Origin of the sequence: Paenibacillus nitricinens, from assembly GCF_052056485.1 — a bacterium.
Taxonomy (GTDB): domain Bacteria; phylum Bacillota; class Bacilli; order Paenibacillales; family Paenibacillaceae; genus Paenibacillus_AQ; species Paenibacillus_AQ nitricinens.
The window spans coordinates 752,763-768,568 of the sequence record NZ_CP183948.1; the positions used below are offsets into that span (position 1 = coordinate 752,763).

Below are 15,806 nucleotides of genomic sequence, written 5' to 3' on the forward strand. Positions count from 1 at the left end.
GAGGGTGGAAGCTCAGCAGGTGAATCAATTGAAAGCAGCAGATCGTCCACAGGCACAGGGTGGGAGCAGGTTGTTCTTTCTCGTTATTGTATTTATGTTCTGGTTCTCTTCTTATATTTATGTTCCGGTGCTTTCACCTTATGTGGAGCATTTGGGAGCATCGTATTTTATGGTGGGGATGGTGCTAGGTGTATATGGGCTGATGCAGATTCTATTCCGACTGCCGATTGGCATCGGGTCGGATTATTTGAATCGGCGGCGTCCGTTTATCTACCTGGGACTGATTGCGAGCGGAGCCAGCTGCTTTCTTTTTATGTGGGGAGCACAGCCTGGTTGGGCATTGGCAGCACGTGCAGTATCCGGTATAGCAGCTTCCGCATGGGTGGTGTACACTGTGATGTTTGCGGGATATTTCCCGAAAGAAGAAGCTGGTAAAGCGATGGGCATGCTGCAATTCACTACGGTAATCGCCCAATTGTCCAGTATGATGATTAGTGGTTATATGGTGGAGCATTGGGGCTGGAACACCCCGTTTCTGATTGGCGGAATTGTAGCTATTGCGGCGCTGCTGCTTGCTCTACGATTGCCTGAACAAAAACAGGAGAAACGTCAAAATGCGATCCAGATCAAGGACCTGGCAGGTGTGATGAAGGAGCCACTTCTGGTAAGAGTCTCACTGTTGTCAGTATTGGCACACTGTGTGCTATTCATAACGATGTTCGGCTATACGCCAAACCAAGCCCTGAATATCGGAGCAAGCAAAGAAAGCTTGGGCTGGCTGACGCTCGCTTTTATGATTCCACATGCAATCGCGACGCTCTATGGTTCACGGACATTTGGAAGGCTGCTAGGAGACAGGGGAACGCTTCTCTTAGGCTTTGCGGGGAGTGCACTGTTTACACTTCTTATTCCTTCTATGCCGACTTTAGCGACGCTCTGTCTGACTCAGATAGGAAACGGATTTATGCAGGGACTTATTTTTCCATTGCTGCTAGGCAAGTCGGTATCCGAAGTAGATCCATATAAACGCGCAACCGCTATGGGTTTCTATCAGGCTGTCTATGCGGTAGGCATGTCGGCAGGTCCGTTCGTGGCAGGCTGGATGAGTGCTGTGTATGGTTTGACTGGAGGGTTCTGGCTAGGCGGGATTGCTGCGGCGCTTGCTGCGGTATTGTCATGGGTATGGATGAAGGATGCACAGAAGTGAGACAAAAAAGGCGGATAGCGAAGTTATCAGCACGTGTAAGGATGATTGGTTTTTTGAGAAAAAGAGGAATATAATAGAGATAGATAGGAAGCAAGGAGGAGCCCGGGAGAATGGTCAAGGTTATAATGTTGTGGTTTGTGGTAATTAATATAATCGGGTATGTCGTCATGTCCGAAGACAAGAACAAAGCCCGTAAACGGCGAGAACGTGTCCCTGAGAAGACGCTTTTTCTGCTGGCAGCTATGGGCGGGGCATTAGGCGTGCTGATTGCCATGTATCGTAAGCGCCACAAGACGCGACATATGTCCTTTAGGATCGGAATTCCCTTTCTTCTGTTGCTGAATATTTTTTTGTACAGCTATTTTTTAAGGTGATAGTCATTATGATTACAAACTAGAAAAAGAGGTGGCGTACATGTTATTCTCTAAAATTTTACTCGCCTATGATGGATCTAAGGCTTCTAATCAGGCTTTGGAGCGCGCAATTGAACTCGCAAAAGTAACGCCGGGCTCTACGATGCATGTCGTACACGCATTTGAATTCCCAAGATTTTTTATCGGAGAAGCTCTAGCACCACTGCCAGCTTCAGTGAATAAAGAATACTATGATTTAGCAGTGCAGACCACGGAAGAAGTAAAGGGACGTCTTGAGGCTGAAGGCTTGCATGCTGAGGTTGAGCTTTTACAAGGATCTCCTGCTGAAGTGATTTTGAAATATGCTAAGGAACATGCGATAGATGTAATTGTTATCGGCAGCCGCGGACTTGGCGGAATACGTGAATTTGTTCTGGGAAGTGTGAGCCACAATGTAGTGCAAAGTGCTCGCATTCCAGTGCTGGTAGTGAAATAATATAAAGTTAAAAGGGACGCTTATGGCGTTCCTTTTTTCATTGTTAAGAAACTATAAGACGGAATGTAAAGCCATAAAAGGATGATATGTATTCGAATGAGGCCTAATCTACACTTAATATAACATCTGTTGTTAGAGCGAAGAGTGTACGGAAAGAAGTCTTTATCAGCAGAATTAAAGGCTATTGAGAATTTAAATGAGCTAAAAAGCGAACATTTATTATTACGCATTTATCAATGTTCGTGTTTGAGTTGACATCCTGTGTAGGGGATTGTTAAACTGATGTCATGAGCAACTCGTATAAAACCGGGAATATGGCCCGGAAGTTTCTACCCGGGAACCGTAAATTACCGGACTACGAGGAAATAGGATAATAGAATGCAGCAATGCATACGGTCCGGGTAACGGAGTGATGCATGATGTCGTTTTCCGCCGCTTCATGGCAGTCTAGTGATAGGCACGCGGATTATTTTTTCCTAATTTCTTTACTAGTCCGATCCTCCCGCAGCAAAATGCGTCTGGTCATCGGGCTTTTTTTATTCGAATTTACAAGATAAAGATATCCATACTAGTGACTGGAAGGTAGGTCGAATCATGTCTGTACAGGTAGCTGTTATCATGGGCAGTAAATCGGATTGGGACACGATGGAGCACACTTGTGCGGTGCTTGAAGAGCTGGGATTATCTTATGAGAAGAAGGTAGTATCTGCGCACCGGACGCCGGACTTAATGTTCAGCTATGCGGAGGAAGCAGCGGGCCGGGGCATTCGCGTTATTATTGCAGGAGCGGGTGGTGCTGCGCATTTGCCGGGTATGGTGGCTGCAAAGACGATCCTGCCTGTGATTGGAGTGCCAGTGCAGTCGAAGGCGCTTAATGGGTTGGATTCGCTTCTCTCCATCGTACAGATGCCAGGAGGCATTCCAGTGGCAACGGTAGCCATTGGTAAGGCAGGAGCCATTAATGCAGGTCTCCTGGCCGCACAGATCATCGGAGCGTTCGATCCGGAAGTGCAGCAGCGCGCGCAGCTGCGCCGGGATGCGATCACGGGCGAAGTGCTTGAAAGCAGCGACAGCTTATGAGACCAGAGGAGCTGAAGCTGCAGGAGGCTGGCGGCGCTAATTCGCCAGCCGCCATGGATGCGTCCGGCACGGACACCGTCCGGACGCTACTGCCCGGCGCGACCGTCGGCGTGCTCGGCGGCGGGCAGCTAGGGCGCATGATGGCGCTGGCCGGCAGCGCCATGGGGTACCGCTTCGTGGCGCTGGACCCTGCGCCGGATGCGCCTAGCGGCCAAGTTACGCCGCAGATTACGGCGGCGTATAACGACCGGGACGCGGCGCGGGAGCTAGCCCGCCGCGCGGACGTCATCACGTACGAGTTCGAGAACGTCGACGGGGGCGTTGCCGCGCTGTTGACGGAGGAATCGTACGTGCCGCAGGGCAGCGCGCTGCTGTATACGACGCAGCATCGGCTGCGCGAAAAAGCCGCCATCGAGGCGGCAGGCGTACCCGTCGCCCCGTACCGGAAGGTGGACAGCCTTGCGGAGCTGAAAGTGGCGGCGGCTGAACTTGGACTTCCCTGTGTGCTGAAGACCGCCACAGGCGGATATGACGGCAAAGGCCAGGCTGTGATCCGTCAGGAAGAAGAGCTGGAAGAAGCCTTCCGCCAGATAGCACCCGGAGCCGTTGTGCCGGAGCTGGTGCTTGAGAAGTTCATAGCTTTTAAGTGTGAAATATCCGTTGTTGCCGCACGCAGTGCTTCTGGAGAGGTTAAGAGCTTCCCACCGTCGGAAAATATTCATGTGAATAATATTTTGCATCTGTCCATTGTGCCTGCAAGAGTGTCAGAAGAGATTCAGCGGAGAGCATGCGAGTTGACAGAGACATTAATCGCTGGACTAAATGCGGTTGGACTACTGGCAGTAGAAATGTTCGTCACAGAGGATGGACAGTTGTTCGTCAATGAGCTGGCACCAAGGCCGCATAATTCGGGGCATTACACTATGGACGCTTGCACGACTTCTCAGTTTGAGCAGCATGTCCGGGCAATTTGTAATCTGCCGCTGGGCGACACAACGCTTTTGACACCTGTAGTTATGGTAAATGTACTGGGTCAGCATTTGGATGGCGCCATTAAAGCGACCTGTACACAGGACGAAAAAGATAATAAGCTGGGTGTTGTACCTAAGCTTCATATATATGGCAAGACTGAGAGTAAGACCGGCCGCAAGATGGGCCATATCAATCTGCTCTGCAAGGATACCGGAGACGGCTTGTCCTGGGTGGAGCAATCTAAACTTTGGAGGAACTAAAGAATATGATCGAACGTTACAGCAGACCTGAGATGCGAGCTATTTGGACGGAGGAAAATAAATTCAAAGCGTGGCTTGAAGTTGAGATTTGTGCTTGTGAAGCATGGGCTGAGTTGGGCGTAATCCCGCACGAAGACGCAGCTAAACTGCGTAAGGACGCTAAATTCGACATCGCACGCATTGATGAAATAGAACAAGAGACTCGTCATGACGTTATCGCCTTTACACGTGCGGTTTCCGAGAGCCTTGGCGCAGAACGCAAATGGGTTCACTACGGTCTTACTTCTACTGACGTGGTAGATACAGCACTGGGTTACTTGCTGCGTCAAGCGAATGAGATTCTAGAGAAGGATATCATCAACTTTATTGAGATCCTTAAAGACAAAGCGGTTGCTTACAAAGATACACCGATGATGGGCCGTACGCATGGTGTTCATGCTGAACCAACTACTTTCGGTCTGAAAATGGCGCTGTGGTACGAAGAAATGAAACGTAATTTGGAGCGTTTCCGCCATGCAGCGAATGGTGTGCAGTTCGGTAAAATCTCCGGTGCCGTTGGTACTTACGCTAACATCGATCCTTTCGTAGAAGAATTCGTTTGCCGTAAGCTCGGTACAAGCCCAGCTCCAATCTCTACACAAACTCTGCAGCGTGACCGTCATGCTGAATACATGGCTGCTCTTGCTTTGGTAGCGACTTCGCTAGACAAATTCGCTACTGAAATCCGTGCCCTGCAAAAGAGTGAGATTCGCGAAGTCGAAGAAGCTTTTGCAAAAGGTCAAAAAGGTTCATCCGCTATGCCGCATAAACGTAATCCGATCGGCTGCGAGAACATTTCCGGTCTATCCCGCGTTATTCGCGGACATATGGTTACAGCTTACGAGAACGTACCGCTCTGGCATGAACGCGATATCTCGCACTCCTCTGTGGAACGTATTATCCTTCCGGATGCGACAATGCTGCTCAACTACATGCTGAACCGTTTCGGAAACATCGTGAAGAACCTGACTGTATTCCCAGAGAACATGAAGCGTAACATGAACCGTACGTTCGGCGTTCCTTTCTCCGGTCGTATTTTGACTAAATTGATCGACAAAGGTCTCAGCCGTGAGCAAGCGTACGATACCGTTCAACCGCGTGCTATGCAAGCATGGGAAGAGCAACAACAGTTCCGCGATATCGTGGAAGCTACACCTGAGATCACTAATGTTCTTACCCCAGAAGAAATTGAAGATGCATTTAACCCTTCTTGGCACCTTAAGCATGTGGACACCATCTTCCGCAAGCTAGAGCTTATCTAAAAAATAGGTGCGTTAATGGTTGGGACGATAAGGAACGAATTCCTCGGAATGAGACCTTAGAGATCCTAAAAAGATAAGTTAGTGGTGAACTGAGGAACGCTGCAATAAATGCAAAGCTGGATGGGGTAGCACTGTAGAGGAAGTTTGGAACTGTAGAAGCGTCAGCGTTCGCCTTTATCCTCGGATTTCTACCGCGAGAAGCGGTTCAAATCAAGAAATCTGAGGATAACAGCGATCGGAAGTCCAAACATTCCTCGGAAGTGCTTCCTCCTAGACCAGCCCAACTTAGGAAGATCATTAGTTCAAGGGAGGAAAGGTCATGACATCGTCGGCCGTATCCACAGCCGTGGAACTCATCAATGCGCCGCTGCTCTATAAAGGGAAAGTTCGTGAGCTATATGATTTAGGGGAGAATGTACTGATCGTCGTCACGGATCGGATATCTGCTTTTGACTATGTGCTGGACCCGGCGGTACCTGAAAAGGGCAATGTGCTTAACCGTCTGAGTGCGTTCTGGTTTGGAAAGACCAAAGAGCTGATGGAGAATCATGTCGTTCATATCGATGTGGATCTGCTCGGAGACATCGTTAAGGACAAGGAAGCTCTCAGAAACCGTGTTATGGTGGTACGCAAAGCAGAGCGCATCGATATCGAATGTGTTGTTCGTGGGTGTATCACTGGTGGGGGCTGGAGACAGTATCAAGAAACGGGCAAAGTGAATGGTATTGAGCTTCCTAAGAACTTGCGCAAAAATGCGCTGCTGGCACAGCCAATCTTTACCCCTGCGGCTAAAAACGATGTAGGTCATGATGAGGATATTCCTTTTGAAAAGATGCAGGAGCTAATCGGTGCTGATCTGGCACTCGAGCTGCAGGAGAAGAGCTTGCAATTGTTCTCTTTTGCCAGAGAGTATTGTGCGGAGCGGGGAATCATTCTAGCAGATTGCAAATTTGAATTCGGCTTGCTGGATGGCAAGGTGATTCTGATAGATGAGATTTTTACGCCGGATGCTTCACGTTTCTGGGCCAAGGACAAATACGCGCTTGATATCGAAATTGATAGTATGGATAAAGAACCTGTTCGTACGTATCTATCTGCATCCTCCTGGGATAAAAATAGCAAACCGGATCCACTTCCACTAGAAGTAGTTGAAGAAACTACGCGCCGTTATCTTGACATTTATCATCGTCTTACTGGCAAGTCTTTATAGCTCAACATTGTGTGTTTACTCATGGGAATAAATGAAGTGTATGTTTTTAAAGCTAGAGTTACTTTTAGTAGAGTTTCAGCTTTCAGAAAGTATATACACATAAAAATTTAGGAGGAACTACAAGCATATGTTAAAAGCGACGGTATATGTCACCATTAAGAAGAGCGTTCTCGATCCACAAGGTGTAGCAGTGCAAGGAGCACTTCATTCGGTAGGTTTTCAAGAAGTTGAAAGTTTGCGTATTGGGAAATATATGGAGCTGACTTTAGACACGGATAACCGTGCTGAAGCAGAAGTGCGCCTCAAGGAAATGTGCGAAAAGCTACTTGCCAACACGGTGATCGAGGATTACCGCTACGAATTGGAGGACTAAACGACATGAAATTTGCTGTACTTGTCTTCCCAGGCTCTAACTGTGATATTGATTGCTACAAGGCGGTAGAGGACAGTCTCGGCGAACCAGTCGATTATGTGTGGCATACAGCGACAGATTTGTCGGCGTATGATTGCATTTTGGTTCCAGGCGGATTCTCATATGGTGATTACCTGCGCTGCGGCGCGATTTCAAGATTTGCTCCTGTAATGGCTGAGGTTGCTAAAGCAGCAGAGCAAGGGAAATTCGTGCTAGGCATTTGCAACGGGTTCCAAATTCTTACTGAGGCTGGTTTATTGCCAGGCGCGCTGCGTCGTAACATGTCCATGAAGTTCCGTTGTCATGATACAGTGCTTAAGGTTGTTAATAACGAAACCCCATTTACTATTGATTATGCTAAGGATGAAGAAATCGTCATCCCGATCGCTCACGGCGAAGGAAACTACTACTGTGATGAAGAGACTTTAGCTGAGCTAAAAGCTAACAATCAGATTGTGTTCACATATAGCGATAATCCTAATGGCTCTGTAGCTGATATTGCGGGTGTTAGTAATGTGCAGGGGAATGTAGTCGGCATGATGCCTCACCCTGAGCGTGCAGCTAACAGCTTGCTCGGATCTGAAGATGGCAAACGAATGTTCACATCTATACTGAAGACTTGGAGGGATCGTCATGACGCAGCAAGTATCCGTTAAGGAACCGACCGCAGAACAGATCGCAGAGCAGAAAATTTACAGCCAATTCGGTGTGTCGGACAGCGAATATGAGCTCATCAAGTCTTTTATGGGACGTTTGCCGAACTATACTGAAATTGGCGTGTTCAGCGTAATGTGGTCCGAACACTGTGCATACAAGAACTCTAAGCCATTGTTGAAACGTTTCCCAGTTACTGGGCCACGTGTCCTGATGGGACCTGGCGAGGGCGCAGGGATTGTAGATATCGGAGATAACCAAGCGGTTGTATTCAAAATTGAAAGTCATAACCACCCCTCAGCGGTAGAACCTTTTCAAGGTGCGGCAACAGGCGTAGGTGGGATCATTCGTGATATTTTTTCCATGGGCTCAAGACCTATCGCACTGCTCAATTCCTTGCGTTTCGGCAAGCTGGAAAGCGATCGCGTGAAATATTTGTTCGAGCATGTGGTGTCTGGTATTGCTGGCTATGGTAACTGTATCGGGATTCCAACCGTGGGCGGCGAAATCATGTTCGATGATAGCTATGACGGTAACCCGCTTGTTAACGCAATGTGTGTCGGTCTAATTGATCATGATAAAATCCAACGTGGTGTCGCTAAAGGTGTAGGGAACCCCGTCTTCTACGTAGGTCCTCCTACTGGACGTGATGGGATTCATGGGGCTACTTTTGCATCCGTTGAACTAAGTGAAGAGTCAGAAGCTAAACGTACAGCTGTACAAGTAGGCGATCCGTTTATGGAGAAACTCGTAATGGAATCTTGCCTGGAATTGATCGACAGCGGCATCGTTATTGGGATTCAGGATATGGGTGCGGCTGGACTTACCTGCTCTAGTGCCGAGATGGCAAGTAAAGCGGGCAACGGTTTGGAGCTGTATCTTGATCAGGTGCCACAACGTGAAGATGGCATGACCCCTTATGAAATGATGCTTTCGGAATCGCAGGAACGGATGTTGTTCGTAGTAGAGCCGAAGGATGAGGCACAGGCGCAAGAGATTTTTGATCGCTGGGGCGTTATCTGCTGTAAAGTCGGTAAAGTTACGGATGATGGTCGCTTGAAGCTGTACCATCACGGTGAGGTTGTTGGTGACATGCCAGTAACAGCGCTTGTGGATGAGTGTCCAGTGTATAACAAACCATCTGAGGTTCCTGCTTATTATGTAGAAAATGAATCAGTAGATACGCTTCGTTACGCGGAAGTTACGGATCTAGGCGGCGCTCTGCGCACGGTGCTTGGATCACCAACCGTAGCAAGCAAAGCCTGGGTATACAACCAGTATGATTACATGGTACGGACTAGTACGGCTGTTCGACCTGGATCTGATGCGGCTGTAGTTACCATTCATGGCACACGTAAAGGACTTGCGATGACTACGGACTGTAACGGTCGTTACGTCTATCTTGATCCTGAAGTGGGTGGACGGATTGCAGTCAGCGAAGCGGCTCGTAACATCGTTTGTTCGGGTGCTGAACCGCTTGCTATTACCGATAACCTAAACTTCGGAAACCCTGAGAAACCTGATGTGTTCTGGCAAATGGAGCGTGCGGTTGATGGGATGGCTGAAGCTTGTCGTGTGCTGGATACTCCGGTTATCGGCGGGAATGTCAGTCTTTATAACGAAAATACTACGGGCTCCATCTACCCAACGCCGGTTGTCGGCATGGTTGGTTTAGTAACGGATACGGATCATATTACGACTCAAGGCTTCAAACAAGAAGGAGATTCCATCCTTCTGCTAGGCGTAACAAAAGCGGAGCTTGGCGGTAGTGAATTTCAATATGCCGTTCATGGTGTAACGGAAGGCCGTCCTCCAGCTTTGGATTTGGATACGGAGAAAAAACTGCTGAGCGCAGTGCTTAGCTCAATTCGCGGCGGTCTGGTGCGTTCGGCACATGACTTGTCCGAAGGCGGCCTTGCTGTAGCACTTGCAGAGAGCTGTATCAGCGGTGGCGTTGGTGCGAACGTTGAACTATCTGCTAATGGACTTAGATCCGATGTAGCATTGTTCAGCGAAAGCCAATCACGTATCGTGCTGACGGCAGCGCCTGAACGTGCGGAAGAGCTGAAAGCAGCGATTGCTGCCAGCGGCGTACCCGTAGAAATCATCGGAACTGTAGGTGGAGACAGACTGCGCGTAAATCTGGACGGTGCATCCGTATTAGATGAAGATGTAGCGAACCTAAAATTCGTTTGGGAGGATGCTATTCCATGTCTTATGAAATAAAGACCGGGAAAGAGCAGGAGACTCCTATCCTGTGGACTGGTGACTTTTACAATGAAGGAACGGGCTCGGGAGATATTTTTGACACATTAAAAGAAGAATGCGGCGTTTTCGGGGTCTTCGGACACCCGGAAGCGGCGTCCATGTCTTATTATGGCTTGCACGCCTTACAGCACCGTGGGGAAGAAAGTGCGGGCATCTGCGTAGCAGATGGTCGTGATTTCAACTATCACCGCGGGATGGGGTTAGTAAAAGAAGTATTCGACAAGGACAAAATTGCTTCCCTAGTTGGAGACATGTCCATCGGGCATGTGCGTTACTCGACTAGCGGAGACAGCCGCTTAACCAATGCACAGCCGCTCGTATTTAAATATCGTGACGGCGATTTAGCGATTGCTACGAACGGTAACATAGTAAATGAACCGTTGATTCGTAAACAGCTTGAGCAAAGCGGATCGATCTTCCAAACCACAAGTGATACAGAAGTGCTGGCACATCTGATTGCGCGTTCGCCAAAGGATTTTGTTGAAGCGGCTAAGGATGCGTTAAAACAACTGGTTGGCGGGTTTGCTTTTCTGCTTATGACGAATGACAAATTAATTGTCGCTTCGGATTCCCATGGTTTGCGTCCGCTTGTAATGGGACGGATCGGCGACGCCTATATTTTTGCTTCCGAATCTTGCGCCTTAGAAGTTATCGGAGCACAGTTAGTCCGTGATATCGAACCTGGCGAACTGCTCGTGCTTGATAAAAATGGCCTGTCAGAGGACCGTTTTACCGAGCCAAAACGTAAAGCGCTGTGCGCGATGGAGTATATTTACTTCTCTCGCCCAGACAGTGATATGAATGGCGCTAACCTGCACACCGCCCGTAAGCGGATGGGTAGCCGCATGGCATTAGAAGCTTTCGTAGATGCTGACCTCGTAACTGGTGTACCGGATTCAAGTATCTCGGCAGCCATTGGATTTGCGGAGCAGACGGGTATTCCTTATGAGCTTGGTCTCATCAAGAACAAGTATACAGGCCGGACCTTCATCCAGCCGAGCCAAGAGCTGCGTGAGCAAGGTGTGAAAATGAAGCTAAGCGCCGTGCGCAGTGTGGTTGATGGCAAACGTGTCGTCATGATCGATGATTCCATCGTGCGTGGAACAACTTCACGGCGGATCGTCAATCTGCTCCGTGAAGCGGGAGCTGTTGAAGTGCATGTGCGGATTACATCGCCGCCCTTCAAGAATCCTTGCTTCTACGGCATTGATACCCCAGACCGCCGCGATCTCATCGCATCCTACAAGACCATTGCGGAAATGTGCGAAGAGATCAATGCCGATTCCTTGGCATTCTTGTCACCGGAGGGCCTAATCACTTCCATTGGTGGTCACAACAAAGATGATTACAAAGGCGGCTTATGCCTTTCTTGCTTCGATAACGATTACCCGACGCAGGTTGATTTTGGCGGGGCGGAGAAGGACGGTTGCAGTTGCTAGCGTAGGTCCATCCCCCTAAGTCTCCCTTGCTAAGGGGGATTCCGAAGGGCTCTGCCCTCCGGCCACCCGAAAGCTCGGCGGTAGGAGTTTGGTTATAGCTTGCTAAGAGGGTGTGGATGCAGGTGCTCGCTTTGTCCCTGTGTGCTTCGCACGGTCGGGACACGCTTTACGGCGTTCCGCCCCCCGGCTGCTTATCGCCGCCGGGACTGGCTCGCCAAGCTGTCGCTAGTCTCGCTAAGGAAGGCGCTCGGCTGCGCCCTGAGCGCCAAGAGCAGCTCACCAAGCTCGTCCCTGTTTGCTGCGCAAATGCGGAACCCGCTAGTCTCGCTAAGGAAGGCGCTCGGCTGCGCCCGAAGCTCCAAGAGCAGCTCACCAAGCTCGTCCCTGTTTGCTGCGCAAATGCAGGACCCGCTTGTTTCGCTTAAGGAGGTGCATGGCGCAGCTCATGCACCGAGGTCTTGAGGTTCGTGTGCAAGGCGCGCACTGCGGCTTGCAGTAGGGTGAAAGCGGTGGTTGGAGGGAGTTATGGAGAGGAAGTTTGGAACTGTAGAAGCGTTAGCGTTCGCCCGAAAGCTTTCCGAAGGAAAGCTCGCTTCGTAAGCATACGCTTATGTTTGGATTTCTACCGCAGATAGCGGTTTAAATCAGGAAATCCAAACATAACAGCGATCGGAAGTCCAAACATTCCTTGTAATAGCTCCCGTATAACCACCAAACAAATCCCGAATGCCCCGCAAACGCGCTCTAAATTAAAATAAGATGAGGTGTCCCAAGTGTCGGAAGCTTATAAAAACGCCGGAGTGGATATTGCGGCTGGTAACGAAGCGGTAGAACGCATGAAAAAGCACGTGAAACGTACTTACCGTCCAGAAGTAATGACGGATCTTGGTGGGTTCGGAGCGTTGTTTGGCCTCAATAAAGATAAATATGAAGAGCCAGTGCTCGTATCGGGAACTGATGGTGTAGGCACGAAGCTCAAAATCGCGTTCGCGGCGGATCGCCATGACACGATTGGGATCGATGCTGTAGCTATGTGCGTGAACGACATTGTAGTGCAAGGCGCGGAGCCGTTATTTTTCCTCGACTATCTGGCTTGCGACAAAGTCGTGCCGGAGAAAATCGAAGCGATTGTAGCAGGAATCGCAGAGGGCTGTCACCAAGCAGGTTGTGCGCTGATTGGCGGCGAAACGGCTGAAATGCCAGGCATGTATTCAGCGGGCGAATATGATATCGCTGGATTCACAGTTGGCGTAGCTGACAAAGCGAAGCTGGTAACAGGCGCTAACATCGCTGCTGGAGATACAGTGATTGGTTTGGCTTCCAGTGGTGTGCACAGCAACGGCTTCTCGCTGGTGCGTAAGCTTTTGCTTGAGGAAGATGGCTATGGCCTGAATGATGTGCTTCCGGAGCTTGGAGCTCCGCTTGTCGATGTCCTTCTGGCACCAACTAAGATTTATGTGAAGCCTTTGCTGGCGCTCTTGGAGCAGCTTCCGGTGAAAGGGATGGCACATATTACGGGTGGCGGATTCATCGAGAACATCCCGCGCGTATTGCCTGACGGTGTAGATGTGGAGATTAATTACGGATCGTGGCCGATTCTGCCGATCTTCGGATTGATGCAGAACAAAGGAAACGTAAGCAACCGTGATATGTTTACTACTTTTAATATGGGAATTGGACTTGTTCTGGTTGTTAGTGCTGCTGATGGAGAACATGCCCTTGAACTGCTCAAAGCGAGCGGAGAAGAGGCTTATATCATTGGTAAAGTGACAGAAGGGGAACGCAAAGTAACCTTTACTGGAGCTGAAGTGTGATGCAATTAAGTCGAATCGCTGTTTTTGCTTCTGGGCAAGGCAGTAATTTTGCTGCACTGATCGATGCACAGAGAGCAGGCTTGCTTGGTGAGGGCAATATTGAGCTGCTTGTATCTGACAAGCCAGAGGCACCTGTAGCTAAGCGAGCGGAGGATGCGGGCATTCCCGCCCTCTTGCTGCGGCCAAAAGACTTCGCCAGCCGTGAACTCTACGAAGCAGAGATTGTAGCAGAGCTTCAGCGGCGGGAAATCGGGCTGGTTGTGCTGGCAGGATACATGCGTCTTATTACGCCAGTGCTTTTAACGCCGTATGCTGGACGAATTATTAACATTCATCCATCGCTGCTGCCTGCTTTTGCAGGAAAAGATGCAATCGGACAAGCACTGGATTATGGCGTGAAGCTGACGGGTGTTACTGTGCATTTTGTCGATGGAGGTATGGATACCGGGCCTGTTATTGCTCAGCGCAGCGTAGCCCTGCAGGATAACGACACGGCGGATGCATTGGCAGAACGTATTCATAAGGTTGAGTATGAGCTGTATCCCGAAGTGGTTGGCGCTATTGCCAGCGGGAAAGTGGAACTGAGTGGAAGAAAGGCGATTATCCGCGAAAAGTAAGCTGCACCACAGCCATTTGAAGTTTTGGATCGACATTTGGTGACAGACCGAGCTGTTTCAGGGTATTTCTCGGGAAATATTGCATAAGCGGCGTTCTATGTCGCGTTGTGGGTTTTCTTCAAAATATAAGAAAGTATAAGTTTGTACAACCTGAAGGGGGACTATTCAAAGTGAGTATCAAAAGAGCGCTAGTCAGCGTATCGGATAAACAAGGTATCGTGGATTTTTGCCGCGAGTTGTCTGCATTAGGCGTAGAAATTATCTCTACAGGTGGAACAAGCACGCTTTTGGCTAAAGAAGGTGTTCCAGTCATCGGGATTTCCGATGTGACAGGATTCCCGGAAATCATGGACGGACGTGTCAAAACCTTGCACCCTGCTGTACACAGCGGATTGCTTGCGGTTCGTGATAATGAGGAGCACACGCGTCAAATGAAAGAGCTGGGTCTGGATTACATCGATCTGGTTGTTGTGAATCTGTATCCGTTCGCGGAAACGATCGCAAAACCTGACGTATCCTACGAGGAAGCCATCGAGAATATCGATATCGGCGGACCTACAATGCTGCGTTCTGCGGCGAAGAACCATGCTTTTGTGAGTGTAGTGGTGGATGCTAATGACTACGCTACAGTGCTTGAAGAAGTTCGCGCAGGTGGAGATACAACGCTAGAAACACGCAAACGTCTTGCGGCAAAAGTGTTCCGTCATACGGCGGCTTACGATGCCTTAATTTCCGATTATTTGGCTAACGTTACTGGCGAGCCTCTACCAGAGCGCTACACCGTGACTTATGAGAAGATTCAGGATCTGCGTTATGGTGAGAACCCGCATCAAAAAGCGGCTTTCTATCGCAAGCCATTGGCGGCACTGGATACACTCACTGCGGCTGAGCAATTGCACGGCAAAGAGTTGTCTTACAACAATATCAATGATGCAAACGCAGCACTGCAAATTGTGAAAGAATTTGAAGAGCCTGCTGTCGTAGCGGTTAAACATATGAACCCTTGTGGTGTAGGTGCGGGTGAAAGTGTATACGAAGCTTATCAAAAAGCTTACAACGCGGATCCAACTTCTATCTTTGGCGGAATTGTAGCAGCAAACCGCATTATTGATGCAGACACAGCAAATCTGCTGAAAGATATTTTCCTCGAAATCGTGTTGGCACCAGGCTTTACGGAAGAAGCACTGGAAATCCTTACGAAGAAAAAGAATCTCCGTTTGCTTAAAATCGGTAATCTTAGTACGGCTAGTGCGCGTAAGAGCAGCTTCGTAGTTACCTCCATCGATGGAGGTATGGTTGTACAGGAGAGCGATGTGCACTCTGTGAACCCGGATGATCTACAAGTTGTTACGGACCGTAAACCAACCGAAGAAGAATTGAAGCAGTTGTTGTTCGGATGGAAAGTAGTTAAGCATGTGAAGTCTAATGCGATTGTACTGGCTGCTGATGATATGACTGTTGGCGTAGGTGCAGGACAAATGAACCGTGTCGGTGCAGCTAAAATTGCCATCGAACAAGCTGGTGAAAAATCTAAGGGAGCCGTACTCGCTTCCGACGCTTTCTTCCCCATGGGCGATACGCTTGAAATGGCAGCAAAAGCAGGAATCACTGCTGTGATTCAGCCTGGCGGCTCCATTAAAGACGAAGAATCGATTAAGGTCGCTAATGCGTATGGTATTGCTATGGTCTTCACAGGCGTCCGTCATTTCAAACACTAGAACGC

The 15,806-nt window shown here is 49.2% G+C and carries 15 protein-coding genes and 1 riboswitch; of the genes, 14 read left to right on the top strand and 1 reads right to left on the bottom strand.

Annotation, left to right across the window (positions count from 1 at the left end):
- Nucleotides 1-4 precede the first annotated feature (4 nt).
- From ACN6KS_RS03385 to purF, 11 genes are all read left to right on the top strand, one after another.
- Nucleotides 5-1,207 (top strand): MFS transporter, encoded by a 1,203-nt coding sequence (locus ACN6KS_RS03385; RefSeq protein ID WP_440961345.1) that lies wholly within the window; start codon nt 5-7, stop codon nt 1,205-1,207.
- Between the two features lie 110 nt (nt 1,208-1,317).
- Nucleotides 1,318-1,581, top strand: coding sequence for a DUF1294 domain-containing protein (locus ACN6KS_RS03390; RefSeq protein WP_094874602.1), 264 nt, complete (start codon nt 1,318-1,320; stop codon nt 1,579-1,581).
- A 40-nt stretch (nt 1,582-1,621) separates the two neighbouring features.
- Nucleotides 1,622-2,056, top strand: coding sequence for a universal stress protein (locus tag ACN6KS_RS03395; protein ID WP_094874601.1), 435 nt, complete (start codon nt 1,622-1,624; stop codon nt 2,054-2,056).
- Nucleotides 2,057-2,332: 276 nt separating this feature from the next.
- Nucleotides 2,333-2,434, top strand: a riboswitch (purine riboswitch).
- Nucleotides 2,435-2,650: 216 nt separating this feature from the next.
- Complete coding sequence (purE, locus tag ACN6KS_RS03400) at nt 2,651-3,136, top strand: 5-(carboxyamino)imidazole ribonucleotide mutase (protein WP_440961346.1); 486 nt, start codon at nt 2,651-2,653, stop codon at nt 3,134-3,136.
- Nucleotides 3,137-3,189: 53 nt separating this feature from the next.
- Entirely contained in the window at nt 3,190-4,368 is a 1,179-nt protein-coding gene (gene purK, locus ACN6KS_RS03405; RefSeq protein WP_440962364.1) for a 5-(carboxyamino)imidazole ribonucleotide synthase, read from the top strand.
- Between the two features lie 5 nt (nt 4,369-4,373).
- Nucleotides 4,374-5,669, top strand: a complete 1,296-nt coding sequence (gene purB / locus ACN6KS_RS03410) for an adenylosuccinate lyase (protein ID WP_094874600.1) — start codon at nt 4,374-4,376, stop codon at nt 5,667-5,669.
- 319 nt (nt 5,670-5,988) lie between these two features.
- Entirely contained in the window at nt 5,989-6,879 is an 891-nt protein-coding gene (locus ACN6KS_RS03415; RefSeq protein WP_076286947.1) for a phosphoribosylaminoimidazolesuccinocarboxamide synthase, read from the top strand.
- Between the two features lie 127 nt (nt 6,880-7,006).
- Nucleotides 7,007-7,252, top strand: a complete 246-nt coding sequence (gene purS / locus ACN6KS_RS03420) for a phosphoribosylformylglycinamidine synthase subunit PurS (RefSeq protein WP_036680912.1) — start codon at nt 7,007-7,009, stop codon at nt 7,250-7,252.
- A 5-nt stretch (nt 7,253-7,257) separates the two neighbouring features.
- On the top strand, nt 7,258-7,947 hold the full coding sequence (gene purQ, locus ACN6KS_RS03425; RefSeq protein WP_076121674.1) for a phosphoribosylformylglycinamidine synthase subunit PurQ: 690 nt from the start codon (nt 7,258-7,260) through the stop codon (nt 7,945-7,947).
- Nucleotides 7,925-10,171 carry a phosphoribosylformylglycinamidine synthase subunit PurL gene (gene purL / locus ACN6KS_RS03430; protein ID WP_094874354.1) on the top strand — a complete coding sequence of 749 codons (2,247 nt, stop codon included), beginning with the start codon at nt 7,925-7,927 and terminating at the stop codon, nt 10,169-10,171. The genes purQ and purL overlap by 23 nt, the downstream gene beginning before the upstream one ends.
- The gene (purF, locus tag ACN6KS_RS03435) at nt 10,156-11,652 is read left to right on the top strand and encodes an amidophosphoribosyltransferase (protein ID WP_440961347.1); all 1,497 of its coding nucleotides are present in this window, start codon (nt 10,156-10,158) and stop codon (nt 11,650-11,652) included. Before purL ends, purF begins: the two co-directional genes overlap by 16 nt.
- A gap of 166 nt (nt 11,653-11,818) precedes the next feature.
- Here purF and ACN6KS_RS03440 read toward each other — a convergent pair whose 3' ends face one another.
- Complete coding sequence (locus ACN6KS_RS03440) at nt 11,819-12,025, bottom strand: hypothetical protein (RefSeq protein ID WP_440961348.1); 207 nt, start codon at nt 12,023-12,025, stop codon at nt 11,819-11,821.
- Nucleotides 12,026-12,425: 400 nt separating this feature from the next.
- On the opposite strand from ACN6KS_RS03440, the gene purM reads away from it, so the two are divergent.
- The 3 genes from purM (at nt 12,426) to purH (ending at nt 15,801) form a co-directional block, all read left to right on the top strand.
- Nucleotides 12,426-13,466 carry a phosphoribosylformylglycinamidine cyclo-ligase gene (gene purM / locus ACN6KS_RS03445; protein ID WP_094878712.1) on the top strand — a complete coding sequence of 347 codons (1,041 nt, stop codon included), beginning with the start codon at nt 12,426-12,428 and terminating at the stop codon, nt 13,464-13,466.
- On the top strand, nt 13,466-14,083 hold the full coding sequence (gene purN, locus ACN6KS_RS03450; protein WP_094874358.1) for a phosphoribosylglycinamide formyltransferase: 618 nt from the start codon (nt 13,466-13,468) through the stop codon (nt 14,081-14,083). Before purM ends, purN begins: the two co-directional genes overlap by 1 nt.
- A 170-nt stretch (nt 14,084-14,253) precedes the next feature.
- Entirely contained in the window at nt 14,254-15,801 is a 1,548-nt protein-coding gene (purH, locus tag ACN6KS_RS03455) for a bifunctional phosphoribosylaminoimidazolecarboxamide formyltransferase/IMP cyclohydrolase (RefSeq protein WP_094874359.1), read from the top strand.
- Nucleotides 15,802-15,806 lie beyond the last annotated feature (5 nt).